General features: G+C 60.9%; 27 protein-coding genes and 1 pseudogene. 3 read left to right on the top strand and 25 right to left on the bottom strand.

Features of this window, described 5'->3' with window-relative positions:
• Positions 1-61: 61 nt before the first annotated feature.
• The 23 genes and pseudogenes from abaF to IB252_RS17235 form a co-directional block, all read right to left on the bottom strand.
• Complete coding sequence (gene abaF, locus IB252_RS17340; protein ID WP_192409666.1) at positions 62-1,459, bottom strand: fosfomycin efflux MFS transporter AbaF; 1,398 nt, start codon at positions 1,457-1,459, stop codon at positions 62-64.
• 71 nt (positions 1,460-1,530) lie between these two features.
• Positions 1,531-2,448, bottom strand: coding sequence for a dihydrodipicolinate synthase family protein (locus IB252_RS17335; protein ID WP_008157198.1), 918 nt, complete (start codon positions 2,446-2,448; stop codon positions 1,531-1,533).
• Positions 2,449-2,586: 138 nt separating this feature from the next.
• Positions 2,587-3,615: a trans-3-hydroxy-L-proline dehydratase gene (locus tag IB252_RS17330; protein WP_192409665.1), complete on the bottom strand. Its 1,029-nt coding sequence runs from the start codon at positions 3,613-3,615 to the stop codon at positions 2,587-2,589.
• Between the two features lie 131 nt (positions 3,616-3,746).
• Positions 3,747-4,469, bottom strand: coding sequence for an amino acid ABC transporter ATP-binding protein (locus IB252_RS17325; protein ID WP_192409664.1), 723 nt, complete (start codon positions 4,467-4,469; stop codon positions 3,747-3,749).
• Positions 4,462-5,112 (bottom strand): amino acid ABC transporter permease, encoded by a 651-nt coding sequence (locus tag IB252_RS17320; protein ID WP_008157201.1) that lies wholly within the window; start codon positions 5,110-5,112, stop codon positions 4,462-4,464. The genes IB252_RS17325 and IB252_RS17320 overlap by 8 nt, the downstream gene beginning before the upstream one ends.
• A gap of 10 nt (positions 5,113-5,122) precedes the next feature.
• Positions 5,123-5,788 (bottom strand): amino acid ABC transporter permease, encoded by a 666-nt coding sequence (locus IB252_RS17315; RefSeq protein WP_008157202.1) that lies wholly within the window; start codon positions 5,786-5,788, stop codon positions 5,123-5,125.
• Positions 5,781-7,559: an aconitase X gene (locus IB252_RS17310; protein WP_192409663.1), complete on the bottom strand. Its 1,779-nt coding sequence runs from the start codon at positions 7,557-7,559 to the stop codon at positions 5,781-5,783. Before IB252_RS17310 ends, IB252_RS17315 begins: the two co-directional genes overlap by 8 nt.
• A 10-nt stretch (positions 7,560-7,569) precedes the next feature.
• On the bottom strand, positions 7,570-8,388 hold the full coding sequence (locus IB252_RS17305) for a transporter substrate-binding domain-containing protein (RefSeq protein WP_192409662.1): 819 nt from the start codon (positions 8,386-8,388) through the stop codon (positions 7,570-7,572).
• 250 nt (positions 8,389-8,638) lie between these two features.
• Positions 8,639-9,388: an AraC family transcriptional regulator gene (locus tag IB252_RS17300; protein ID WP_074877194.1), complete on the bottom strand. Its 750-nt coding sequence runs from the start codon at positions 9,386-9,388 to the stop codon at positions 8,639-8,641.
• A gap of 74 nt (positions 9,389-9,462) precedes the next feature.
• Positions 9,463-10,719, bottom strand: coding sequence for an FAD/NAD(P)-binding oxidoreductase (locus IB252_RS17295; RefSeq protein ID WP_192409661.1), 1,257 nt, complete (start codon positions 10,717-10,719; stop codon positions 9,463-9,465).
• Positions 10,716-10,952, bottom strand: a complete 237-nt coding sequence (locus IB252_RS17290; RefSeq protein WP_008157207.1) for a (2Fe-2S)-binding protein — start codon at positions 10,950-10,952, stop codon at positions 10,716-10,718. The genes IB252_RS17295 and IB252_RS17290 overlap by 4 nt, the downstream gene beginning before the upstream one ends.
• Positions 10,945-12,060 carry an NAD(P)/FAD-dependent oxidoreductase gene (locus IB252_RS17285; RefSeq protein ID WP_192409660.1) on the bottom strand — a complete coding sequence of 372 codons (1,116 nt, stop codon included), beginning with the start codon at positions 12,058-12,060 and terminating at the stop codon, positions 10,945-10,947. The genes IB252_RS17290 and IB252_RS17285 overlap by 8 nt, the downstream gene beginning before the upstream one ends.
• Positions 12,057-12,989, bottom strand: coding sequence for a 4-hydroxyproline epimerase (locus IB252_RS17280; protein ID WP_192409659.1), 933 nt, complete (start codon positions 12,987-12,989; stop codon positions 12,057-12,059). The genes IB252_RS17285 and IB252_RS17280 overlap by 4 nt, the downstream gene beginning before the upstream one ends.
• Before the next feature lie 114 nt (positions 12,990-13,103).
• The gene (locus tag IB252_RS17275; RefSeq protein ID WP_192409658.1) at positions 13,104-13,775 is read right to left on the bottom strand and encodes a GntR family transcriptional regulator; all 672 of its coding nucleotides are present in this window, start codon (positions 13,773-13,775) and stop codon (positions 13,104-13,106) included.
• A gap of 99 nt (positions 13,776-13,874) precedes the next feature.
• Entirely contained in the window at positions 13,875-15,365 is a 1,491-nt protein-coding gene (locus IB252_RS17270) for a M15 family metallopeptidase (protein ID WP_225607466.1), read from the bottom strand.
• A 34-nt stretch (positions 15,366-15,399) separates the two neighbouring features.
• Complete coding sequence (locus IB252_RS17265; RefSeq protein WP_192409657.1) at positions 15,400-15,762, bottom strand: DUF6463 family protein; 363 nt, start codon at positions 15,760-15,762, stop codon at positions 15,400-15,402.
• A 209-nt stretch (positions 15,763-15,971) separates the two neighbouring features.
• A complete protein-coding gene (locus IB252_RS17260) occupies positions 15,972-16,133 on the bottom strand; it encodes a DUF2986 domain-containing protein (protein WP_192409656.1) in 162 nt (53 codons plus the stop codon).
• Between the two features lie 85 nt (positions 16,134-16,218).
• Positions 16,219-16,293: pseudogene (locus IB252_RS30165) on the bottom strand (phosphotyrosine protein phosphatase); the annotation flags it as partial.
• A gap of 2 nt (positions 16,294-16,295) precedes the next feature.
• Positions 16,296-16,751 carry a VOC family protein gene (locus tag IB252_RS17255; RefSeq protein WP_192409655.1) on the bottom strand — a complete coding sequence of 152 codons (456 nt, stop codon included), beginning with the start codon at positions 16,749-16,751 and terminating at the stop codon, positions 16,296-16,298.
• 131 nt (positions 16,752-16,882) lie between these two features.
• Positions 16,883-18,448 (bottom strand): amino acid permease, encoded by a 1,566-nt coding sequence (locus tag IB252_RS17250; RefSeq protein ID WP_192409654.1) that lies wholly within the window; start codon positions 18,446-18,448, stop codon positions 16,883-16,885.
• A gap of 155 nt (positions 18,449-18,603) precedes the next feature.
• Entirely contained in the window at positions 18,604-19,764 is a 1,161-nt protein-coding gene (locus IB252_RS17245) for an iron-containing alcohol dehydrogenase (protein ID WP_192409653.1), read from the bottom strand.
• A 3-nt stretch (positions 19,765-19,767) separates the two neighbouring features.
• Positions 19,768-21,159 carry an aldehyde dehydrogenase family protein gene (locus IB252_RS17240; RefSeq protein WP_192409652.1) on the bottom strand — a complete coding sequence of 464 codons (1,392 nt, stop codon included), beginning with the start codon at positions 21,157-21,159 and terminating at the stop codon, positions 19,768-19,770.
• A gap of 10 nt (positions 21,160-21,169) precedes the next feature.
• Positions 21,170-22,543, bottom strand: a complete 1,374-nt coding sequence (locus tag IB252_RS17235) for a glutamine synthetase family protein (protein WP_192409651.1) — start codon at positions 22,541-22,543, stop codon at positions 21,170-21,172.
• Between the two features lie 212 nt (positions 22,544-22,755).
• On the opposite strand from IB252_RS17235, the gene IB252_RS17230 reads away from it, so the two are divergent.
• Positions 22,756-23,073 (top strand): carboxymuconolactone decarboxylase family protein, encoded by a 318-nt coding sequence (locus tag IB252_RS17230; RefSeq protein WP_134097492.1) that lies wholly within the window; start codon positions 22,756-22,758, stop codon positions 23,071-23,073.
• Between the two features lie 64 nt (positions 23,074-23,137).
• Here IB252_RS17230 and IB252_RS17225 read toward each other — a convergent pair whose 3' ends face one another.
• Positions 23,138-24,064: a LysR family transcriptional regulator gene (locus IB252_RS17225; RefSeq protein WP_192409650.1), complete on the bottom strand. Its 927-nt coding sequence runs from the start codon at positions 24,062-24,064 to the stop codon at positions 23,138-23,140.
• 142 nt (positions 24,065-24,206) lie between these two features.
• On the opposite strand from IB252_RS17225, the gene IB252_RS17220 reads away from it, so the two are divergent.
• Positions 24,207-24,611, top strand: coding sequence for a RidA family protein (locus IB252_RS17220; protein ID WP_111448651.1), 405 nt, complete (start codon positions 24,207-24,209; stop codon positions 24,609-24,611).
• A gap of 39 nt (positions 24,612-24,650) precedes the next feature.
• Here IB252_RS17220 and IB252_RS17215 read toward each other — a convergent pair whose 3' ends face one another.
• On the bottom strand, positions 24,651-25,103 hold the full coding sequence (locus tag IB252_RS17215; RefSeq protein ID WP_192409649.1) for a hypothetical protein: 453 nt from the start codon (positions 25,101-25,103) through the stop codon (positions 24,651-24,653).
• A gap of 238 nt (positions 25,104-25,341) precedes the next feature.
• On the opposite strand from IB252_RS17215, the gene IB252_RS17210 reads away from it, so the two are divergent.
• Positions 25,342-25,614: a DUF2790 domain-containing protein gene (locus IB252_RS17210; RefSeq protein WP_192409648.1), complete on the top strand. Its 273-nt coding sequence runs from the start codon at positions 25,342-25,344 to the stop codon at positions 25,612-25,614.
• Positions 25,615-25,625: the final 11 nt, after the last annotated feature.

Here is a 25,625-nt window from a genome sequence, read left to right as displayed (position 1 = left end):
TTTTGGGGCCGCTTCGCGACCCAACGGGGACAAGTCCCCTCGCCACAATTGATCGCCAGGCTCAAGCCAGCGAATCACCCCTGCGAGGGATGGCGGGTTCGGCGGTGTCCAGGGCTGCGATCCGCGCCGCAGATTCGCTATCCACCAGGTGCAGCGACTTACCTCGGGTTTCCCGGGTCAGGCCGACGGCGACGATGGAGATCAGCGCGGCGCCGACCAGGTACCAGGCGATGGGTGTCGAGCTGTGGTACTTGTTGAGCAGGGTGAGGGCAATCAGCGGCGCCAACGAGCCGGCGAAGATCGGTGCCACCTGGTAGCACAGGGACAACGCGGTGTAGCGCACGTGGGTCGGGAACATTTCGGCCATCAGCGCCGAGTAGGGCGCATAGGTCATCGACTCTATCGCCAGGCCCAGGGTGATTGCCCCGATGATCAGCCAATTGTTGCCGGTGTCCATCATCGGGAAGCCGATGAAGCCCCAGAACGCGGTGAGGATCGCACCTGTCAGGTACACCGGTTTGCGTCCGACCAGGTCGGACAGATAACCCATCAGCGGGATCATGAAAAAATGCAGCAGGTGCGCGCCGAACATCAGAAACAGAATCTCTGAAGTGTCCTTGTGCACCACCAATTTCAGGTAGGTAATCGAGAAGGTTACAACGGTGTAGTAAAGAATGTTCTCGGCAAACCGCGCGCCGATGCCGACCAGCACTGCTCGCCAGTGATGACGCAGCACTTCGACCACGCCCAATTGCTGTTGCTTGTTTTGCGCCTGACGGGCCTGGGCTTCCTTGAAGATCGGCGCGTCATCGACGCTGGTGCGAATCCAGTAGCCGATCAGCACCACCACCGCCGAGAACCAGAACGCTACACGCCAGCCCCACGCGAGGAATTGTTCCTCCGACAGGTTCGACGACAACAACAGCAACGCGACGGTCGCCACCAGGTTACCGGCTGGGACACCGGCTTGCGGCCAGCTGGCCCAGAAGCCTCGGCGATTGTCCGGGCAGTGTTCGGACACCAGCAGAATCGCACCGCCCCATTCACCACCGAAGGCGAAACCCTGGATCAGCCGCAGCAGCACCAACAACACAGGCGCGGCGTAGCCGATCTGATCGAAACCAGGCAGGCAACCCATCAGGAACGTGGTGATACCGACCACCACCAGGCTCAGTTGCAGCAAGCGTTTGCGGCCGAACTTGTCACCGTAGTGACCGAACACCAGGCCACCCAATGGGCGGGCGAGGAAGCCGACCGCATATAAGGCGAAGGCCGCGAGAATGCCATCGATCGGGCTGTCGGTTTGACGGAAGAACAGCTGGCCGAAGACCAGTGCCGAGGCAGTGCCGTAGAGAAAGAATTCATACCATTCGGCGACAGTACCGGCCATGGCGGCAGCCACGACACGCTTGAGTCCCGAGGGCGTAGTTGCGCGAGAGATGCTGTGAGGAGTGGGCATGCGGACGTTTCCTGTAGAGGCGCAGAGACAGGCAGCCGGGCCGGGTCCTCAAGGACCCGCCCGGCAATCACTCAGAGACCGACGTCCGGCAATTCCGGACGGTTGGCCAGGGCCTTGGCCATGATCTGCTCGACGAAAACCCGATCGGCTTCCGGCAGGGCCAGGCGTGGTGGACGGGTCAGGGCGCTGCCGCGACCGGCGATGGCTTCGCACAGCTTGATGCACTGCACCAGATCGGCACGGGCGTCGAGGTGCAGGATCGGCATCAGCCATTCGTAGATCGGCATGGCTTCGGCGAAGCGACCGGCCTTGGCCAGGCGGAAGATGGTTTCGCCTTCTTTCGGGAACACGTTGGACATGCCCGAGACCCAGCCTTCGGCCCCCACGGCGATGCTTTCCAGCACCACGTCATCAAGGCCGGCGAACAGCACAAAACGGTCGCCCACTTCATTGCGCACGTCGATGAAACGGCGGGTGTCGCCGGAAGAATCCTTGAAGCACACCACGTTGTCGCAGTCGGCCAGGGAAATCAGGATGTCCGGGGTGACGTCGTTTTTGTAGATCGGCGGGTTGTTGTAAACCATCAGCGGTACGTCGGCGTTTTTTGCCACGTAGCGGTAGTGCTCGGCGGTTTCGAACGGCTTGGAGCCGTAGACCAGCGCCGGCATCAGCATGACCCCGTCAACGCCAACCCGGCGCACCGCGTTGGCCACCTTGGCCGCTTGAATGCTGGTGAATTCAGCCACACCGCAAATCACCGGCACGCGACCACGGGAAGCGTCGACCGCGACTTCGGTCACGGCGATTTTTTCTTCGGCGGTCAGGGAGGTGTTTTCCCCCACCGAACCGCACACCACCAGACCCGACACGCCGTCACGGATCACGTTGGAAATCACCTGGTGGGTTTTTTCCAGGTTGATGGAAAAGTCGTCGTTGAATTGAGTGGTCACCGCGGGGAAGACGCCACTCCAGTTAATGCGCTTGCTCATTGTTGCCTCCGGTTCGTTAATTGTATTTCGTATACGATATTTCAAGTAAAAAGACTCGGCCAGTGCTTTTTTCAGTTACGAGGGGTTTTTTACTAGCCGTTGGTCAGAGTTTTTTGGTCAGGGTTTGTAAGGCTGTGCTCAGGCCCCAGGCCAGGTGTCAGACAGGCGATAGCCTTGTGGCCACGGATCGCTCGGATCGAGCAGCAATTGGTGAGTGCCGGTGATCCAGGCCCGGCCGGAAATGCACGGATAAATTGCCGGGCGTCCCGCCACTTCCGTCAGCGAATCGATGCGGCAGTGAAACTCGGAACCGATGATCGAACGGCCGATAAAACGTTCGCCGACCTGCATCAAGCCCTTGGCCTGCAACACCGCCATGCGCGCCGAGCAGCCAGTGCCGGTGGGCGAACGGTCGATCTTGCCGGGTTGAATCACCACCGCGTTGGCGCCGGTGGCGATGCCGTTTTCATAGACGAGGGGCGCAGCAATCTGGCAGAAGGAAATGTGCGACCACTCAGGGTTCAGCGGATGAACGAAGCCCAATTGTTCGTTGGCCGCGCGGGTGATTTTCAGCCCGACCTCGACCAGCTCCGCCGCTTCATCAGGACGAATGGAAAAGCCCAGGCGCTTGGCATCGGCGATCACAAAACTGTCGCCGCCGTACGCGGTATCGACCTGCAACGAGCCAACGCCTTCGACTTCGATCCAGACGTCGAGGCGGTCAGCGAAGGAGGGCACGTTCTTGATTTCCACCCGTTCGACCTTGCCGTCACGGCAGTCGGCCACCGCTTCGATCAGCCCGCCCGGTGCTTCGAGCACCAGCCGGGTTTGCGGTTCGGTCATCGGCAGGATGCCGCTGTCGAGCAACACGGTGGCCACGCACAGTGAGTTGGAGCCGGACATCGGCGGTGTGTCGGCCGGTTCCATAATGATCCAGGCCATCTGCGCCCGAGGATCCTTGGCCGGCACCAACAAGTTGACGTGACGGAACACGCCGCCGCGCGGCTCGTTGAGGACGAAGTTGCGCAGGGTCTGATCCTTGGCAATCCAGCGCGACTGTTCCCACACGGTGGCCCCGGGTGGTGGCGAGACGCCGCCGACGATCACGTCGCCGACTTCGCCTTCGGCGTGGCAGCTGACTACATGGATGACTTTCGATGAGCGCATGGTCTGCTCCTTGTTTTGTCTGTTAGGGCCTCATCGCGAGCAGGCTCGCTCCCACACTGATTTTGTGTCCACCATCAAACCCTGTGGGAGTGAGCCAGCTCCGGGCGGCGTTCCGACGATAGGGCCATTAGCTATTTCACTGATTTCAGGAACGCCGCAGTTTCGGCATGAACCGGATTACCAATCACCTGATCCGGCGAACCAATCTCATGCACCAGCCCATTACGAAAGAACGCCACCCGATCAGACACATCCCGGGCAAAGCGGATCTCATGAGTCACCAACACCATGGTCATGCCGTCTTCGGCGAGCATGCGCATGGTGTCCAGCACCTCGCCTACCAACTGCGGGTCGAGGGCCGAAGTGGCTTCGTCGAACAGCATGTAGTCCGGCGACATGGCCAGGGCGCGGGCAATCGCCATGCGCTGTTGCTGACCGCCGGAGAGCTTGCCGGGAAAGGCCTTGAGCTTGTCGCCCAGACCGACGTGGGTCAGTTGTTTCACCGCCAGTTCCTCGGCTTCGGCCTTGCTCTTGCCCAGTACTTTGCGCGGCGCCAGCATCACGTTTTCCAGCACGGTCAGGTGCGGGAACGCGTTCCATTGCTGGAAGACGATGCCGATCTTCTGCCGCAGACGGTTGAGGTCCGTGGCGCTGTGATGGACCTCGACACCGTCGACGCGGATCTTGCCTTTCTGGATCGGCTCCAGACCGTTGATGCACATCAGCAGGGTCGACTTGCCCGAGCCGGAGCCGCCAATGATCGACACCACCTCGCCCTTGTTCACCGTCAGGTTGACGCCCTTGACCACTTCGAGGTTGCCGAAGGATTTGTGTACGTTGTCGATCTCAATCATTTTCTTGCCACCTTCTTTCCAGACGAGCGCCGAGGCGAGCGACCACCAGGCTCATGACGTAGTAGATGAGGCCCGCGATGCACAGCACCAGCAGCGGCTCCTGAATGCGGGTCACGATGGTTTGCGAGGCGCGCAGCAGTTCGACGATGCCGATCCACATCACCAGCGCGGTGTCTTTCATCACGCTGAGCACCAGGTTCAGCCAGCCGGGAAAGGCCACTCGCGTGGCCATCGGCAGGACGATCCAGCGCAGGTCCTGCAGGAAGCTCAGGCCCAGTGAACGACTGGCCCGGCGCACGGTGAACGGCACCGACAGCACGCCGCTGCGCACGATCTCGGTGAAGTACGCGGCGGCGTAGACCCCGAGCACAATGCAGCCGACGCTGAAGGCACTGATGTTCAAGCCGACAATGCTTTTCAGCGAGTTGAACAACACAAACTGGATCAGCAACGGCACGCTGCGAAACACGTCCAGCACCCAGGCCAGCGGCAGGCTGGCGCGCGGCAACAACGCCCGCAGCAAGCCGAACAACAGCCCGGCGAAGGAGCCGAGGATGATCGACCAGAACGTGAGTTTCAGAGTGACCCAAGCGCCATCCAGCAAGAACAACAGGTCATTCCAGGAAAAACTGGTGGTCAACATGCTCACCTCCTCAGTAGCGGAACAGTCGCCAGGCCATCAGCCGGGCGACGGCGACGATCGCCTTGGCAATCAGGTAATACAGCGCCGCGGCGATGGCGAAATATTCGAAGGTGCGGAACGTCTTGACGTTGTAATCCTGGGTCACGCCGGTGAGGTCATTGTTCAGTCCGACGATCACCCCCAGCGACGTCATCAACACCGCCCAGACCATCTGGTTGCTCAACGGATAGAACACGATCCGCAGCAGCTGCGGGACGATGATCATCCGGTAAGCCTGGAAGGCACTCATGCCCAGCGAACGCGCGGCGCGCACCTGCGTGCCGGGCACAGCCTTGAGGCCGCCGCGAAAGTTTTCCGCCAGGTAACCGGCGTTGTTGAAGGTGATCCCGGCCAGCAGTGCGAACCATGAGCTGACATGCAAATCCAGCGAGCCGAGGCCGAAGTAGAGGACGTAGATCTGGAACAGCGACGGGGTGTTGCGGGCGATCGACACCCAGCCGTTGCCGATGCCGCGCAACAACGGTTGTTTGGTTTCGCGCATCACCGTCAGGGCCAGGGCGATCAGCACGCCGAAGATCATCGACAGCGCGGCGGTCTCGAAGGTGACCCAGGCGCCGGCGAGCATGTCCGGCAGGGCGCGCAGGGTCGCGCGCCATTGGAAGGTGTAATCAAACATGCGCGGGGCTCTCCAGAGAAGCGGCCGATTGCAGCCAGGCCGGCAAACGACCACTGGCCATGGCGCTGCAGGCGGCGTCGACACATTCGGCGAGGTTGGCAAAGTGCACCTTGCGGCCCACCAGGCCGGGTGCGTAATGGGCGTACTTGCCCGAGTTGGTCATCAAGGTTTTGGCGGTCAGCGGGATCACCGGTTCGCCGAGCATGCACCAGCAGGTGTCGGTGACCAGCGTCGCGCCAAAGGCTTCGATCACCGCGATATGTCCCGCCTCGCGGGCCTGTTCCAGCACCGCACGACCGCAGGTAATGGCAAGCACTACTTCGGGGTGTTTGTGCCGACCCCGGCACAGCCGCGCTAGATGCGCGAATTCGCTGAGGGAGAAATGCGGATTGCCCAGCGAGACCACATCCACCCGGTTGTCGCGGGCACTGTTGAGCTCGCGCCAACTGAGCAGCAAATCCTTCAGGCGGATTTTTTCCACCGGCACATGGACATCCGCCTCCAGCACCTGCGCCGGGTCGAGTGCTTCCGGGGTCACCCCGGCGATGTGGAAAAGCGGTGCGGCGGAGGTGGTGGCGAAAGCGGCGCCGAAGGCTTTCAAATCATCCAGGCTCGGCTTGCTGTGTTCTAGTCCCAGCACCAGCGGAATCCGGCTGCCGGCCAGGGCCCCGATGTGGTAACCGAGCAGGGGGTAAAAGGCATCGTCCAGGTCACTTAAAACCGGCAATTCGATTTGCAGTCTCGCTTTACGTTGCGCGTCCAGATGGCAACCGATCAGAGGCGCGCGGCCGGTCAGGGCGATGCAGATATCCAGGTAGTCCGGGTATTTCAGGGTGCGTGCGCCGAGCACGCTGTTGGCATACACCACGGCGTTGGATTCGGCCCAGACGATTTGCTCGCCGGCCTTCGGCGCGCTGTCGAGCAGGTAGGGCGCGCAGGTAAAACTCAGCTGTGCGCCCATCGCCATGTAGGCATCGCCCAGAGCGCTGGCCGGTACCCCGAGTGCCGGATCAATGCCCAACTCGCGCCAACGGCGTTGGTCGACGGATATCGAATTGAGGGTGGTCGGCACCCGCACTTTGGCTCCCCACTGCACCAGTTGTTCGGCGAAGCGCAGGCTCGCAGGCCCGGTATAAATGCAGCCGTCGATGTGTGCCTGGGTGACATCCACCAGACTGCGCGCACCTTGCAGTTCAGCCATGCGCAGGACGATCTGCATCGCCACTTGGGCGGCCTTGCCATGCTCGCCGTCGAGCAGTGCCTGATCGTGCTCGGTGAGTTCGATGGCGGTGGTTTTTTCTGCTGTCTGCAACGGACTGTCGAGTGCCTGCCAGGCATCGCCCGGCAGGTGTTCGAACAGGGTCACTGTTAACTCTTCGACCCGAGCAAAGGCCTGGCCGCGCAAGGCGGCGAAGGCCTTCCGGCCGATGCACAGCACCGGCAGGGAACGCTCGAAAATGGTCTGTGCCACAAGCACGCCCAAGGTCAGGATCTCATCGGGTTCGGCCAGCACCAGTGCGGCGGGCGCGTGACCGTTGCTGATCAGTTCCATCAGCACACTGCTGCCGGTGCATGAGCCGCGACCACTGGGGATCGCCAGCACCCGACCGGCCAGATGTTCGCCGCTGAGCGGGTGGTGACGGTCGATGATCTCTCCACTAAACGGATCGACCCCGCCCCAGAAACTCAAGCCCACATCGGCAAACAGCAGGGCGCCTTGGGCGGCACCGGCGACCAGGCTGCGACCGGTCAGAGAGGTTGGCCTAGGCATGCCGGACACCTCAGTAATAGACCTTGGGCACGGTCAGGTCGGTGGGTGAAATCTCGGTGCCGACCCATTTGGTGAACAACTCGTTGTAGCGGCCGCTGCGCACCTGCTGATTGACGAACAGGTTGAGGTAATTGAGCAGGCCATACTCGTTACGCTTGACGCCCAGGGACACGTAGTCGATGGTGTACGGCGCGTTACCGGCGATTTTCAGGTTCTTGTATTTGCCCGACTTGATCGTGGCGGCGGCCACGGTGTTGGTGACCACGGTGGCGTCGATGTGACCTTGGGCGACCGCCAGAAGCGTGTCGTTCTGCGACTGATAGGCGCGGAAGGTGCCGGTGCCCCAGTTCTTCACGTCTTTTTCCAGAGCAATGGCTTCATAGGTGCCGCTGGTGTTGCCCAGGGCTTTGCCTTTGATATCGGCGAAGCTGTTGATGCCGGTGTTGTCGCGGGTCAGCACCACCATCTGGAAGGCGAAGTACGGCACGGTGAGGCCGACGGTCTTGGCCCGTTCGAGGGTGTCGGAGGTGGACGCGACGATCACGTCTGCGCGTCCGGAGACCAGTGCCGGAATTCGATCCGGGAAGGGCGTTTCAACCACTTCGGCGTCGACCCCGAGGATTTTCGCCAGGTCGCGGCAGTAGTCCACGTCGAAACCGGCCGGGTTGTTGCCTTCATCGCGAAAACCCATCGGCGGGAAGTCCAGGGTCACGGCGCAGCGCAGCTTGCCCGAACCAATGATGTCGTCGAGCTTGTCGGCCTGGGCGGTGGCGATGAAGGAGGTACTGAGAACAGCGCTGAGGGCTACGGCAAATGCGGGGTTTTTCATAGAGGCCTCGTTGTCGGAAAGTGCTGTTGGATATCGTATTGTGAATTTCGTATACGATATGTGATTAGCAATGAGCGTGCCTGTTTCCGAACTGAGGCGAGAATTATTCGCCAAGCCTTGAGCTAAAGGTCTTACAAGATTGTGGGAACAGGGCGTAGGAAAAGAGCGCCTCGGCGGGCCGTATCAGGCGGTGTTACAGAAGGGAGCAATGGGAACGCCGGGCGCCCCTTAAAGGAACACTCGCCCCGGTTCAGCGACGGCTTTCGCGATACTGACTCGGCGCCAGACTGGTCAAGGCGCGGAACTGCCGACTGAAGGCGCTGTGATCGGTGTAACCGCAACGCAGGGCGATCTCGGTGATCGGCAGGTCGGTGTGCAGCAACAGCCGGGAGCCTTCTTCCAGGCGCGCCTTGTGAATCATCTGCCGAGGAGTGAGCTGGAACACTCGTTTGCAGTGGCGCTCCAGTTGCGCCACGGAAAACCCGGCGATTGCGGTCAGTTCGGCGAGGCTGATCGGCCTGGCGAAATGGCTGCGGATATGCGCGTCCACCGCCGCAAGTTTCTGGAAGGCCGGATGACTGGACTGTGGCGCTTGCAGGTCGCGGGAGATGCCGGCCAGGCCGACGATCTGACCTTGCAGGTCGCGCAGCGCGAGTTTGTGGGTCAGGCACCAAACCGGCTGGTTGCCGTAATACAGGTGCAGTTCGAGTTGGTCGGCCAGTTCGCGGCCGGTGGACAGCACCCGCCGATCCTGCTCGGTGTACAGCGGGCCGAAACGCTCGGGAAAGACCATGTCGGCGGTGCGCCCGAGCAGCTCGTCACTGTGTTTGAAGCCGCAGCGCCGGGCCAGGGTCTGGTTGACGAAGGCGTAGCGGGCTTCGCTGTCCTTGATGAAGAACACCACATCCGACAGGGTGTCGAGCAACGCCGCAATCGGCTGCAGACTGCTCAGCAGAGTGGGCAGGTCGCAGGGTTTGAAGGTAGTGAGCGAGGCATACATGGCGCTGGGCGTCTGGAGGCAATGCCCGGGATCATAAAGACTCGGCGACGGAGCCGAAAGCCCCGGGCCGGCATTCAGGCGGGAGGGGTGTCGTCCAGGCACAGCAAGGTCTCGATCCGCGCCGGACTGAACGGCGGGCGTGGTGCCGCAGGTTGCCAGCCGAACAGGTGCTGCAGCGCGCCGCCACACACCCGGCCCTGGCAGGCGCCCATGCCGCAGCGGCTGGCCAGTTTGGCCTCGCGCCAGTCAGTGTGCCCGGCAAGCGCTGCGTAAGGCACGTCTTCGCAACGGCACACCAGGGTGTCGGGTTGTGCCAGCGATTTGAGTTGCGGGTCGAGGGTGAATGCTTTGTTGAGGGCGTTGGCGAAACCCTGCCAGCGCGCACGACGCGGCCACAATGCTCGGGCCGAATCAAGGTCACCGACGGCGGCGTGGCCAGCGATGGCGCCTTCGACCAACGCCAGTTCACTGCCACCGAAACCGGTGCATTCACCTGCTGCGTAGTAATCGGCGCGGCGAGTGGTCTGCCAGGCATCGACAGCAATCGCCTGACCTTCAAGTTCGCAGCCGAGGGCCTGGCCGAGTTGGGTATTGGGGATCAGACCAAAGCCACAGGCCAGGCGATCACATTCCAGCTCGACGATTTTCCCTTGCTGTTGCAGGCGCACACCTTCCAGCCGCTCATTGCCCAGGGCGGCCAGTACGTAGGTTCCGGTGCGGTAATGGCGGTCGAACAACGTGACCGACTGCATCAGCTTGTTGGGCCAGCGTGGCAGTTGTGCGGCGAAACCGCCAACGGCGGCCGCGCAGGCTTGCTCGGCGATGCGCAGTACCCGGGCGCCGTTGTGTTTTGCGGTGGCGGCGCTGGCCAGCAATAACGGTCCGCTGCCGGCAATCACAATGCGTTCGTCCTGCACCGGCAGCCCGCCTTTGATCAATGCCTGGAGGCCACCCGCACCCGTCACGCCGGGCAGCGTCCAGCCGGGGAAGGGCAGCAGTAATTCGCGAGCACCGGTGCACAGAATCAGTTTGTCGTAACCGATCACCCAGCCTCGATCGGCGTCTTCAACCAGCAGTTGTTTCGGCCCGGCGCAGGCGATCACTCGAGTGCCGGAGTGACGGCGGATGTTGCTGCACGCTTCCAATCGCCCGCGCATCTGACGCGCCGGGTTCGGCAGCTTGGCTTGAGGCCCATCACGCCAGATTTGCCCACCCGGCAACGGGTTGTCATCGAGCAGGACGATGCGCGCACCGCTTGACGCGGCGGCGAGCGCAGCGGCCATGCCGGCGGGACCGGCGCCGATGATCAGCAGGTCGGCGTATTCGTTCATGCTTGAGTCTCCACGTGCATGCCGTCACGGCACAGCGTCTGGCAGGCCAGTCGTCGCCGACCGTCGATGGTCACCCGGCATTCCTGGCAAATGCCCATGCCGCACAGCGGTGCGCGACGTTGGCCACTGACCGAGGTGCGCGTGCAGCCGTCGCCACTCAGGGCCAGTGCAGCGGCGACGCTGGTGCCCTCGGCAACCCGCAGGGCACGCCCGTCCAGCATCAATTCAGGCATAAACGGGCTCTCCGAGAAAACGTTGCGGCAGATACGGTTGCGCGGCCAGCGGCGGCGTTTCGTCGAACAACTGTGCGACCAATAGGTCGGCGGTGCCGGGGGCGGTGGTGACGCCGAGGCCCTCATGACCGACCGCCAGCCATAAGCCTTTGCGTTGTGGGTGCTGACCCACCAGCGGCAAGCCGTCGGGGCTGGCAGCGCGAAAACCGGTCCAGGCGCGGATGCCGTTGAGCTGAGTCAGCCCCGGCATGTAGTCGGTGGCACGCCGGAGCATTTTCGCCAGCATCCAGCCCTCGACCTGCGGGTCGGTGGTGCCGAATTGTCGTGAAGCGCCGATGAACAATTGCCCGGTCGGCCGAGGCTGGATATTGCATGCCGTCGATGGGCCAGTGGCGTTGTGGGCACTGGTGACGTAACCAAGTTCCACCAGGGTGTGCGTGACCTTGCCGGGGTAGCGGTCGGTGATCAGCAAGTGACCTTTCTTCGGCTCTATCGGCAATTCGGGGCAGAGCTCGTTGGCCTGGACACCGTTGGCCAGAATCACCGCTTCAGCGCTTAGCCATTGGCCGTTGTCGAGTCGTACGCGGTTGCCATCGACTTCGCTGACCCGCGCCCGGCGTTGGCTGATGTTCGGTGTGTCGAGCATCCAATTAGCCGTCGCCGGCGCATAAAGAATTCCGTCGCCACTGATCAGCAGACCGCCTTCCAGGCCCTCGCGTAATTCGGGTTCGCGTTGGTGCAAGGCACTGCTGGAGATCAATTCGCAGGCCACGCCTTGGGCTTGCAAATTCAGGTATTTGCTGTGGGCGACGGCCATTTCTTCGGCATTGGCGGCCAGCCAGAGGGTGCCATTGCACCGGTAGGCGCAGCCGTCGGGCAAGGCCGGCGCCAGTTCGCGCCAGCGTTGCAGGGAGTATTGACTGAGGGCCAGTTCGGCCGGGTTGTCATCGAGGACCAGCAAGTGGCCCATGCCCGCCGCCGTAGCGCCGGGCAGGCCGGCGTCCAGCACCAGCACGCGCAAGCCGCGCCCCGCCAGCGCCTGGGCACAAGCGGCACCGATGATGCCGGCGCCGATCACGATCACATCGGCCACCCGGCCCTCGTTCACGGACGAATGCCCCAGGCGAACGGGTCGTCCTGTTCGATGATCAGGCTGGCTTCGGCGCTGATAAAGGCGCGGCCGCGAATGGTCGGCACGATGCGCTCGCCCTGAAGTTCGTAGGAACCCTCGAACTCGCTGCCGATGACACTGGCCTGACGCCAGATCTGTCCCGGCTGCAATTTGTCGTCGGCCGCCAGACACGCCAGTTTTGCGCTGGTGCCGGTGCCACAGGGCGAGCGGTCATAGGCCTTGCCGGGGCAGAGGACGAAGTTGCGGCTGTCGGCCTGCACGTCATCGGCGAACAGCTCGACATGGTCGATCAAGCCGCCGTCTTCGCCGCGAATACCCTGAGCCTCCAGTGCTTGCTGGACGGCGAAGGTGTAGGCGGTCAGCGCATCGAGGTTATCGCCGGCAACGCGCAGGCCATGCTCGGCAATCAGGAAAAACCAGTTACCACCCCAGGCAACATCGCCGGTCACTTGACCGATCCCCGGCACCTGCAGCGACAGCGCTTTGCGGTAACGGTAGGCCGGCACATTGCGCACGCTGACCGAATGGTCTTCGTGCAACGTCGCCTGCACCGTGCCCACCGGGGTTTCGATGCTGTGCACCCCAGGGCCGATCTTGCCCAGATGCGCCAGCGAGGCCACCAGGCCGATGGTGCCGTGGCCACACATGCCGAGGTAACCGCTGTTGTTGAAGAAAATCACGCCGGCACAGGCGCTCGGGTCCACCGGCTCGCAAAGCAGGGCGCCGACCAGCACATCGCTGCCCCTTGGTTCCAGCACGCAAGCGGCGCGCCATTGATCATGCTGTTCGGCCAGCCGCTGCCGACGCTCGGCCATGCTGCCATTGCCCAGATCAGGAAAACCGGCGGTCACCAGGCGGGTCGGTTCGCCGCCGGTGTGGGAGTCGATCACGGTGATGCGTTTCATGGGATGGCCACGTCCGTTCAGATGAGTGAACGAAAGAGTGGCCTGTGCAAGGGCTTGCCGGCTTGATGGTTTTATCCAGTGCCGATGACGAAATCGGCACAGTGCGGCGAGCGGTTAGTGGTGGTGGGGCAGGTGCTCGAACAGGGTCTTGCAGACCCCGGAAATGTGCTCGTCGAGCAACTTCACCGCCAGCTCCACGTCACCGGCGCGACAGGCCGCAAGGATTTCCCGGTGCTCGTGATCGGCGCGTTCCTTGCCGGCCGACAGGCTCATCTGCATGCGCAGGTAGCGCTCCAGCTTGTCGTTGACCGAGCGGATCAGGCCGACCAGAAACGGTCGTTGCGCCGGCTCGTAAAGGCAAGCGTGCAGCTCCCAGTTGAGCTCGGCCCAGCGCCCCACGTCATCTTCGCCGATGAACTCCTGGCAGATGCGTTCGGCACGGGCGAAGGTGTCTTCGGTCATGTTCGGAATGGCCAGGCGCAGCACCTTGTCTTCGAGCAGCATGCGCACTTCGAACATCTGCGCCAGTTCTGCATCGGAAACCCGGGTGACCATCGCCCCGCGATTTCGCTGGAACATTACCAGGCCTTCGGCCTCCAGGCGCTTGAGGGCTTCTCGCACCGGAATTTTGCTGACGTTGAACTGGCGGGCGATGTCGTCCTGGCGGATCGGCTCGTCCTCGGCAAAATGCCCGGCGACGATGGCGTCACGCAGATGACGGGTGATGATTTCCGACGTCGAAGGCGAATTGCCAAGGTCGGGAGCGTTGAGTTTTGTCAGGGCCACGGTCGTGATCGTTCGGATTGAATTGCAGATATGGTATACGAATTTGCGCTGGGTGGTCTTCGGCGATGGTCAGGACCTCCCGCCACCGTCTGCCAGCCATCAACGTTCGGGAAGGTTCCAGCTTTCGCGGATTTGCTCGTATTGCGCCTCAGGCATTTGAACCAGCAGAGGGGACTGGCGAGGATCCAGCCAAGTGAACAAGCGAGAAATATCCGCTGGGTCCATGGCGGTGCAGCCCAGCGTCGGCGAGGCGGGGCCGCGCCAGATGTGGAAGAAAATGCACGAGCCCGAGGCGGGGGACGCCGGCGTATTGTGCTCGATGAAAATGCCTTTTCGATACATGTCGTCATCGCGACGCATCCGTTCGGAGCTGTTCCAGTCTTTTGAAACAGTCGCTCCATCGACCAGCTCGTTATAGCGTGCGGAGTGGCTGTCATCCACGCATTCGATGGTCGGGGTGAGTGCCAGGTAAGGCAGTCTGGTGTCGGCCGTGCTGTCGTAGCCAAACGCCGTTCCCAGTTTGAACACCCCGGCAGGTGCTTTTCCATCGCCTTCATGTTTGAGCGGGCCTTCGCGTTGCTCAACGCTGCTCAGACCCTTGCCCCACGCCAGCCCGCTCTTGCCGACCACTACCGGAAACGATCCTTCGTATTTTCGAAAGGTGTTGCCCTGCCGTTCATAACGCTGGGCCGTGCCCTGGATGTCAGTCCAGTTTTTTGTGGTGACCACAATCAGCTGATTGGCGGTGTCGAGAACATCGCGTGCACCCAGCGGCGTGATGGGGAAGTCCATGACGTTCTTCGGCGAACCTTCCCCGCTGTAGGTGAAGTGCCACCATTCCTTCGAGTACCCGGTAAACCCTTCTTTCTCCATGGCCCTGCTGAGCTTCTGGCGATTTTCTTTGGCGGCAGCGCTGATCGTCGGGTTGTCGGTATGCGCGCGCTCATCGAAGCAATCGAACCCCGTGCCCATGTCGAGCGCGCCGTCGCGCCAACGCTGGCCATAGGCGGCCGTGCAATCGACTTGCCCGGCTGAAGGCGTCCAGGTCTCGGCGGGCAGGGCATCCGGGCCGGTCAGTGTCAGGTCCACGGTTGAGCCTTTGGAGTGGTTCGACACCCGGGCCACGTAGCCCAGGCGCCAGAAGTCCTGCTTGTCCACACGTGGATAGAACTCGGCCTTGCGCGGGTCACCCGGCTCCGACGCAAAACGCCCCATATCGGCAACGGCACGGTTGGGTCGATAACAGTCAAACACCTTCAAACCGTAGCCTTGCGCACGCAATGCCGTTTGTACCCGAGCGAGGGCCTTGGCGGCGTCCAGCGATAACAGGCACTGTGGCGCGGCGTAACCGTCGAGTGGGTGCCCGGTGAAGTTGTGAGCGCTGGCATAGCGAATGTCTTGCTCGATGCCCGGATCAATCGTACGCAGATACACCATGTTCTCGGGTCGTGTCTCTGCACCGGCGATGCCGGGCACGACAATGCTCAGGCACAGGATCCATCGCCGCCAGTGCCGCGCGAGCAGGCTGCGTGAACGCAGCGAAAACAGTGTCGAGGAGGGCAGAGGCAGGAGGGTGCAGAGACGGGGCATGCGAGACTCCAAAGAGGCCGATTCTCAAGCTGAATCAGGCGTACAAACCATACCCTGCCGCAATGATCAGCGGAGAAACCAGCAGCGTTGCCCAGAACCCCGATCTTGGAACAGCAATGACGCAAATGATCGAGATCATCAACACATAGAGGCCAACCATTTTAAGTAGCGCGAGATCGCCAACGGCTACGGCGTGAATCGCTGTCTGCCCTGCGAGCATAAAAAGCGGCCCCAGCATGGTAAACCAGAGGGCAGTGCGCCGATCTTCGTGCGCTCTGAATTGGTCAACGAAGCCAGAGTCTACAGCGGCGGCGAATGCTGTTTTGAACTTGACGATACCGAATGGAATATGGAGGACGCCCAAGGCGAACAGGGTCCATGCGACGATGTTTGACATGTCTTACATGCTCCGTAACGGTAAGGCTGGATAAGTGCCTGAGATTTGGTTAAGGGAGCGCAGCACGGTCCCGGTTTTATCGCGTAGCGTCCAGCAACCGAAGAGAGTGACGTTGAGTGCATTGTCAGGCTGCGTCCTCACGGTGCGAGCCATCGGAATACCTGGCCCAAACAGATGTGTAAATTGCGCTGGTGTTTAAGGTAAATAGATTAGCTCTCCGGGGAAATGATCGAGTCTGGACCAGGTTCAGCCGCGAGCTTCAATCGGTCAGCTTTACTAATGTATTTAGACTTACTGGCCGGTGCCAATTTGGCACTGGCCTTTTTGGCGTGAGCCTTTAACAACTGCTGTATTTTTTTACGACGATTCATGTTTTCTGCTCGGCTGGTAAGTTCTTCAATGATGGCAGAGGTTGGCGCACGAAGCCTAGGGAGTGAGATAGGACTTCACTGCGTCTTCCATGACAAAGATGACACCGGCCCAGCGAATATCCGCTGGACCGATGGGGCTACGTGCGTTCGGGCTTGTGCCTCTCAGGCAAACGCAGTCTCGATAAAGGCCTCCAGCGCCTTGTCTTCCAGGATCTCGATAGAGAAGTGCCCGAAGCGCTTGGGCAACCAGATGATGCGTGTCCCGGACGGGGATTGCAGGTTCGCGCGGGCCAACGGCGCTCCGTTTTCGTCTTCTGGCTGAACACCGGCGACCATCAATTCGTCATAGGCCTTCTCAATGTCCGGTGTCGAGTAGCAGTGGCGATAAATCATCCCTTCACCCGAGGCGTCCAACAGTTCCCTCAGGTTCCCCGCCAACGGCTGAACCAGCATGAAACGTTCTTGGCCGATCAGCGCAATCGCGTAGCGCACGTGCAGACTACCTCGTTCCCAGACGAGCGTTTTGGAGATCCTGGCCTTCAGTATCTGTGCGTAGTAAGCACAGGCTTCCTCGAGATTGTTGACCAGTACATCGACGTGACTGAACTTCAGTTCCATTGCATGCCTCCTGCCGCCCCTGCGTCCTATTGATCCATGGGTACTGATCTTGGGATTGCCCAATCACAGACTGCGCAGTCTAGCGGGAGCAGCTCCCTCGCCAAAGGGTTAGCGTCACGCTTAACTAGCAATCAGCTCCCGGCCCGTTTATTCAACGCCTCTTCCGCCGCCGCAATTTCAGCCTGACGCTTGATGATCATGTCGCCAATCGGCGGCCCCTGAAAACGTCGGGCTTCAAAACCGAACCAGACGATGGCCGTCAGCACCAGAAAGCCGATGGTGATGTACAACGCCCAATCGTTCGGTGGCTGAATGCCGATGACGAAAATGATGACCATCGAGAGGATCGAGAGGACGGCGAATACTGTGTACCAGAAGCGTCCCATGTTCCACGGCCCCATGGTTGGCCACTTCGAAGTCCCGTAGGTAAACAGGCCCAGCACGATGGGAATGATGAAGGAGAAGAACAGGAAGATCACCGTGCAGGACACCACGATGGTATAGACCGGCGTTGCGCCGACCGATATCACCGACGATCCCCAGTCGAACAATACCGCCAGGGTGGCACCGGTCCAGATCGCCGCCACCGGGCTGCGATAGGTAGGTGACACCGAGGCCAGTGCTTTCGAGCAGGGCAGGCCACCGTCACGGGAAAACGCGAAGATCATGCGTGAAACCGAGGTCACGGTTGCCAGCCCGCAGAGGAACTGCGAGATGAAAATCGCCACGTACAGCACGAGCTTCACGGTTGGGTTGACCTGCGTGTTCATGCCCCAGAAAAATACGTTCCAGCCTTGCTTCGCCGCCTCATCCATGTTCGGCAGCATCAGCACAAACGAGCAGAGCATGACCCAGCCGAACAGCAGCGACCAGACCACCGACGTGACCATGCCACGCGGCACAGACATGGCTGCCTGCCGAGTCTCCTCGGAGGTGTGCGCAGAAGCGTCATAACCCGTGATGGTATAGATCGGCAGCAGCAGGCCGAGCATGAAAACCCAGCCGTTCGACACCTGTGGCCAGACGCTGCCGCCAGCCTCGCCGGAATAGTTACTGAAGGTCCATAACCGGGCGAACTCATAACTGGGCGCCGAGATCAGGCAGACGATGGTCAGCGCGAGCGCCGTGGCGAAGATCAGATACCCCGAGAAATCGGTGAGTTTCGCGGTCAGGCCGATACCCAGGTGGTTACACAAGGCCTGGATACCGGTCAGGATCGCCAGGAAAATCACCCGGGTCGTGGTGGTGTCTTCCATTCCCAGGGACGGTCCGAAGGCGCCGAAAAAGAAGTAATAAGTACCGACGTTGATCGCGCCGAGCACGGTGACCAGCCCCAGCAGGTTGAACCACGCGGTCAGCCAGCCGGTGAAGCGGTTACCGAGAATCGAACCCCAATGATAGAGGCCGCCAGCGGTGGGGTAGGCCGAGGAAATCTGCGCCATGGCCATGGCGAAAACCCCGGAGATCAGGCAACCAATCGGCCAGCCGATACCGATTGAGGCACCGCCCGCACCCGAGGTGCCCTGAGCGAGTGAGTTGATGCCACCCGAGAGGATGCAGATGATCGAAAAGGAAATGGCAAAGTTGGAGAAAACGCCCATGCGTCGCGAAAGTTCCTGGGCGTAGCCCATGCTGTGCAGCACCTTGACGTCATCGTCTTGCGGCGCGCTCGTGCCGGGCTGGTTTGTTGGCTTCATGTTGTGTGCCCCTTCAGGTTTTGATACGCATCCATCCGGGTTTACGTTGCCGGACGGGCTGGCCTTCAACCCCTTGTCGTACTGCTCCTGTTGCTAACGGATAAACCCCGTCCATGCTGCGCGTTCGCACCTTGGCCATGGACAGACAACTGCTCCTACAAACGGCCGTGGTACGCCGCTTCGAAAATTTCTGCCGCGCCATTTCGGGTCAATGGCAGCGGGTTGCCGCTGGCGCAAGGGTCAACAATCGCCATGTCCGCGATCAGGTCGGCCTGCCGGTCATCCACCCCCAGCTCAACCAGCGTATGGGGCACGCCGATGTCCTTGCGCAACTTGAGGACAAAGGCCAGAAAACTGTCGAAGCCGGGCGAGGGCAGACGCAAATAAGCCGCGAGGCGGGTGATGCGTTCCTCGATGGCCGGTCGATTGAATTTCAGGACATAGGGCATGAACGTGGCGTTCGTCATGCCGTGATGGGTGTCGTACAGGGCGCCCACCGGATGTGAGAGGGCGTGCATCCCGCCCAGCCCTTTCTGGAAAGCGGTAGCGCCCATCGCGGCAGCCGCGAGCATTTCCGCTCGCGCCTCCAGGTCCGAGGGGGTGTGTACGGCTCGCACCAGGGCATTGGCGACCAGGCGCATGCCTTCCACCGCAATCCCTTCGGCCATGGGGTGAAAGCCGGGAGCGCAATACGATTCCAGACAATGCGCAAACGCATCCATGCCGGTGCCCGCAGTGACCTTGGCCGGCATGCCGACGGTGAGGGCCGGGTCGCTGATGACCACGCGCGGCATCATCTTCGGGTGGAAGATGATGCGTTTGGTGTGCGTACGCTCATCGATGATCACCGCGGCACGGCCCACCTCGGAGCCGGTACCCGCCGTGGTCGGCACCGCAATGATCGGGGCGATGCTGCCTTCGTCGGCGCGGGTCCAGTAGTCGCCGATGTCTTCGAAATCCCACACCGGTCGGGTCTGGCCGCTCATGAAGGCGATGAGCTTGCCCATGTCTAGGCCACTGCCCCCGCCGAAGGCGACCACGCCATCGTGTTTGCCGGCGCGCCAGGCGTCGAGCCCGCCCGCCAGATTGGCTTCGACCGGATTGGGTTTAAGGTCGCAAAACAGCGCGACACCAAGGCCGGCGGCGCGCAAGGCGTCCAGCGCTGAAAGGGTGATCGGGGCACGCGCCAGTCCACTGTCGGTGACCAGCAACGGTCGCTGGATTCCTTGGCTGCGGCAGATCTCGGCAAGCTCGGCGATGCGGCCGACACCGAAGCGGATGCTTGTGGGGTAGTTCCAGTTCGCGGTCAGGCTCATGGCTCAGATCTCGTGGCGCAAATGGAAGGATTTCGCGCGGGTCAGGTGTTCATAACCCAGGCGCGACAGCGTGACGCCGCGTCCGCTGTTCTTCACCCCGGTCCAGGCCAGGGCCGGGTCCAGGTAATCGCAGCGGTTCATGAACACGGTGCCGGTGTCGATCTCGTTGCCCAGGCGTTCGGCGGCGGCAAGGTCTTGCGTCCAGATGGATGCGCTGAGCCCGAACTCACTGTCGTTCATCAAGGCAATGGCTTCGTCGTCGCTGGCCACCGGCATGATGCCGACCACGGGACCAAAGCTTTCCTCGCGCATCACCGACATTTGATGGGTGACGTCGACTAATACTTGCGGCGCGAGGTAGGCGCTGCCCGGTGCGTCGGCGGGAAAGGTCTTCGGATCAATCAGCGCCTTGGCGCCTTTTGACAGTGCTTCGGCGATCTGACCCCGAACGAATTCAGCGGCGGCCGGATTCACCAGCGGGCCGAGGGTGGTGGCTTCGTCCAGTGGGTTGCCCAGCACGTATTGGTGGGTCAGCGCGACGAAGCGCTCGACAAACGCCGGGTAGATTTTTTCATCGACATAGATCCGTTCGACCGCGCAGCAGCTTTGCCCGGAGTTGAAGTAGCTGCCATCCACCAGGTTTTCCACTGCGTGTTCGAGGTTGGCGTCTGCGCGGACATAGGCCGGGTCTTTGCCGCCGAGTTCCAGGCCTACGCCGAGGAAACTTCCGACGGCAGCCTGTTCCATGGATTTACCGGCTTCGACCGAGCCGGTGAAGTTCACTTGCTGCACGCGTCCAGAGGCAATGATCGCTCCGGTATAAACATGACTCAGCAGCAGGTTCTGGAACAGTCCTTCGGGCAAATTGGCGCGGCGAAACGCCTCGGCGAATCGCTCGCCGACCAGCAGCGTTTGTGAAGCGTGTTTGAGGATGACGCTGTTGCCGGCCATCAGCGCCGGGATGATCGTATTCACCGCTGTCAGGTAGGGATAATTCCAAGGGGCGATGACCAACACCGTACCCAACGGTTCGCGTTTGATATGGCGTCGAAAACCGGCAACAGGCGTGGGTTCAATTGCTGCCAAGGCTTCAGGCGCAATGGCGATCATATGCCGGGCACGCTCTTCGAAACCGCGCAGTTCGCCAGCACCAAAGCGCACCGGACGGCCCATTTGCCAGGCCAGTTCCGGCACGATGTCGGCCTTCATGGCCAGCATCGCGTCTACCGCGGCACTACAGAAGGCGGCGCGTTCGCTCAGTGGCCGGCGTTTCCATTGCGCCTGGGCAGCTTCGGCCGCCGCCAGTGCCTGGTCGATTTGCGCCGCATCGGCGCAGCGGCGTTCGGCATAGACCCGGCCATCGACCGGGGAGATGAGTTGAATGGTTGAAGTCATGATGGTGGTCTCAATAGCGCTCAAACCCGCGCTGCAGTTCCCAGTCGGTGATCCGCCGGTCGTACTCTTTCTGTTCCCATTCGGCGGTGTGCACGTAGTGGTCGATCACTTCATCGCCGAACGCTTCGCGCAACATGGTTGAGCCCTGGAGTGCGGCGCAGGCTTCGCGCAGGGTCTTCGATACTTCAGGCAAATGTTCGTCGACGTAGGCATCACCCTCGAAGGGCGACGCGAGGCTGAGCTTCTCGTCGATACCGGCCAGTCCCGCAGCGATCAAGGCGGCGAAGGCCAGATAAGGGTTGAGGTCGGCCCCGCCAATGCGACATTCGATGCGGATGGATTTGCTGCCTTCTGCGCACAAACGGAAACCTGCGGTGCGATTGTCCCGACTCCACACCGCCCGGGTCGGGGCAAAGGTGCCGGCCTGAAAGCGCTTGTACGAATTGATGTAGGGCGCGAGAAAACAGGTGATGTCGTTGGCGTACTTGAGCTGCCCGGCCACCCAGGAGCGCATCAGTTTCGACATGCCGAACTCCGCCTTGGCGTCGAAGAACAAAGGCTTTTTACCGTTCTTGTCCCACAGCGAATTGTGGATGTGGCTGCTGGAACCGGCGGCGTCATAGCGCCACTTGGCCATGAACGTGATCGCCTTGCCCTGCAGTTGTGCGATCTCTTTGCAGGCGTGCTTGATGATGACGTGGTGGTCGGCCATGGTCAGCGCGTCGGCGTAACGGATGTTGATCTCTTCCTGACCCGGCCCCCATTCACCCTTGGAATTTTCCACGGGAATGCCGCTGGCCTGCAGATGCTTGCGAATCGCCCGCAGCACCGGCTCTTCGCGGGTGGTCTGCAGGATGTTGTAGTCCTCGATGTAGTGACCAGCCGTCTTCGGCTTGTGGTAATTGCGCTCGTGGATGGCCTCGTAGCTCTCGTCGAACAGATAGAACTCCAGTTCCGAGGCGAACATGCCGGTGTAACCGCGCTCGCGCAGTCGCTCAATTTGCTTTTTCAGGATCGCCCGAGGGCTGTGCGGCAAGTCGCGCCGATGGTGATGATCGAGCACATCGCAGAGCACCAGCGCCGTGCACTCGAGCCAGGGCACCCGTCGCAACGTGGCCATGTCGGGTTTGAGCACAAAGTCGCCATAGCCTTTGCTCCAGCTGGCCGCGGCGTAACCCGGCACCGGTTCCATGTCGATGTCGTCGGCCAGCAGGTAATTGCAGCAATGGGTTTCTTCATGGCCGCTGTCGATGAAAAACTCGACCTGGAATCGTTTGCCGACCAGTCGGCCTTGCATGTCGACCATGCAGACCAGCACGGTATCGATCTCGCCGGACGCGGCGGCACGCTTGAGTTGATCAAAACTGAGGAGGGGCTCGGTCATCACGTAGTCCTGCGTGAATTGTTTGGGCCTGTCTGAAATAGCTGTTGCAGACGCTCTCCAGAACCAACCAAAACCTGCAGACGCGAGCATCGTGTGCAATAAGCTGCTGTAAGCGTAGCCTACTGTTGCAGTGTGCAAGTTTCGCCAATCGCAGCCTGATGACTCGAGCACAAAGGCGCGAATTGATCGCCCTCCAACGCGAGGAAACAAACATGACAAAGAAGAAAGCGAACAATACTTACCAACGTCTCGAACAGCAGTACCCGGATTACCTGGCCGCCGTGGAGGCCTTGGGGACGGCGGTGCGTCATACCGGCCCACTGGAAGAGATCGTTGTCCAGCTGATCCAGCTCGGTGCCGCGGCGGCCATCCGCTCTGAGGGCGCGGTGCACAGTCATACCCGACGGGCACTGGAGGCGGGCGCTACACCAGAGCAGATCCGTCACACGTTGATCTCCCTGACCAGCACGATCGGTTTCCCCACCGTCGTTGCGGCCATCAGTTGGGCGGACGATGTGATTGAGACGTGAACGAGTTCGCTGGCAGGCAGGGCGCCGGTCGCCTTGAACATCAGCGAGCCCCGCAAAGCGGTAGTCACGAATCATGTCGGTCGCTGACAGGCGCAAGTTGTGCCATCAGCTCAGCGACCCAATCGATGAACGCGCGCAACTTGATGCTGATATGCCGGTTCGGGGGAAATGCCACGTAGATGGGCATTGGATCGAGGCTCCAGTTCTCGAACAGGGGCACTAACTCGCCGCGCGCTTCGAAGGTCCTGGACATGTACTTTGGCAGCCAAAGCACACCCAATCCGGCAAGGCCGGCTGCGAGATAGGCGTTGCCATCGTCGACTGCCAGCGCGTAGCGGCCTTTGATCTTGACACTCTCAACGGAGTTGCGCATGGCATAGGGCACGGCTTTGCCGGTGCGCGCCCACAAGAAGCCGACGATACGATGATGCGAATTTTCCAGCTCCCGCGGATGCGCGGGCATACCAACGCGTGCCAGGTAGCTCGGCGCTGCAAAAACGCCAAGCTGAAGTTCGCCTACCCGCCGGGCTATTAACGATTGATCCGTCAGCTCGCCGCCGCGCACCACGCAATCGACGTTTTCATCGATCATATCCACGATACGATCGCTTACGCCCATGTCGATCTGGATGTCTGGGTACCGTTCGTAAAATGCAGGCAATGCGGGTACGAGAATCATGCTGGCCAGTGGGCTCGGCACATCCACTCGCAACCGGCCCCTGGGCAGCGCCGAGGCGCCGGACAGGCTAGTCTCAGCGTCATCCATGTCGGCCAGCAGCCGTAGCACTCGCTCGTAATAGACGGCACCATCGGCAGTGACGTTGACTTTGCGAGTCGTGCGGTTAAGCAATTTAACGCGCAACCGAGCCTCCAGCTGCTGCACCAGTTGTGTCACGGTGGTCTTGCTCATATGCAGTGTTTCGGCTGCCTTGGTGAAGCTGCCCGCTTCCACCACTCGAACAAATGCCTGCATAGCATCAAAACGGTCCATTGCTGCCCCCGCTATCGATCAGATTGTTTGGATTTCACAAACAGTGATAGCCAAGGTTGCTTGTTTATCGCCCAGGCACAAGTCCTTACAGTCTCTCCATCGTTAGCTTCGGGGCGGCTTTGACCCATTGATGGAGGCACTTATGACGCAGCGTGATGTCGTTTTTCCACCTGGACGCCAGGCACTTTATGAACGCAATCGCTATTCGCCGGCTATCAAGTCCAATGGCTTTTTATTCGTGTCGGGGCAAGTCGGCAGTCAGGAAGACGGCTCGCCCGAACCCGACCTGGAGGCCCAGGTCCGACTCGCGTTCAACAATCTGAATGCAATCCTGGTCGCTGCCGGTTGCACCTTCGACGATGTGATTGACGTCACCGTTTTCATCGTCGATCCCGAATCAAAGTTCGAGACGATCTGGAAGGTTGTGCCAGAGTTCTGGGGTAACGCGCCGCACCCGACGCTGACCGGCGTCGGCGTCACGTGGCTCTATGGTTACCAGTTCGAGATCAAGGTGATTGCCAAGCTTCCAGAAACCGCCAGGGGATGATCTGACCAGCGAAAATCTCCGGAGCAGGTCGAACCGAGGCTATTTCCCCGGGCCTTTGTGCCTGATATCTCCGCAAAAAATATCGACGTTGCCACTGTCCGGCGCACTTCGCACGACGATGGAGTACTCGCCTGAAAGCAGGACCGGCAGTGCGACAGGTGCGCTTCTTGAGAAAGCCCAGCCGCGTATGGCCTGGCGTTCGGTGGTGACATGGTCATTCATGGCGTAAGCGACTGGCCCGGGGTGCTGGCAGCTGCCTTTATTGATGAAGGTGAAGAGGCGCAAGGGCAGAGACGCTCCGCTTGGAGCACCACTGATGAAGAAACTGAACCCGGTCTCTTTGCCCCAGTCGGCCAACGTTACATTGCCGATCTGACCGGTGTTCTGCCGGGTGGCAACCAATGTAATGCTCACGCCATGGTTTGATGAAGTGGTGCAGCCGAAAAGGCTTGCGGTGACCAATAGCGCTGCAAGTGAGTGTCTGCGCTTCATTGCCAACCTCCTGTGGGGAAGAACTGCAATGGGAGATTAGCGGGTATAGCTCATTCGTCGTCTTCCTGGCGTTGTCTGTTCGAAATCCTCCATTCATGCGGAATCTGGCAACAGTGTTTGTCCCGTGGGCTGCTGTTTGAGGGAGGGGTAAACACCTAGCATCGTCTCTACCGAGTGAGCCAATAGCGTCAGTGTCAACTCGCTCACGAGGTTAACTTTTGACGATAGGGTGAATACGATGAAGATCTCAAGACTTGCGATGGTTCTTGCGCTTGGTGTTTTAGGTTCACAGGCCTTTGCAGGCGAAAGCCAGTCAACTGCCGCGGACAGCAAGACGCCTGTAGACACGTACACTTACGACATGAAGCTGGATATCCAGAAAGTCATTACAGTGTCAGATATTCCTGACCAGTGCGGGCCAGTCCCGGCGCAAATGACGTATGAAGACTCTCAGGGTCAACGGCATATCCTGCAGTATCAAGTCATGGGCACTGGCTGTTCAAACGGTTGAGTCGTGTGTGG

It is taken from the genome of Pseudomonas sp. PDM10, assembly GCF_014852295.1.
Classification (GTDB): Bacteria; Pseudomonadota; Gammaproteobacteria; order Pseudomonadales; family Pseudomonadaceae; genus Aquipseudomonas.
The sequence above is the reverse complement of the archived record's forward strand: the minus strand, read 5'-3'. Positions and strand labels throughout refer to the sequence as shown.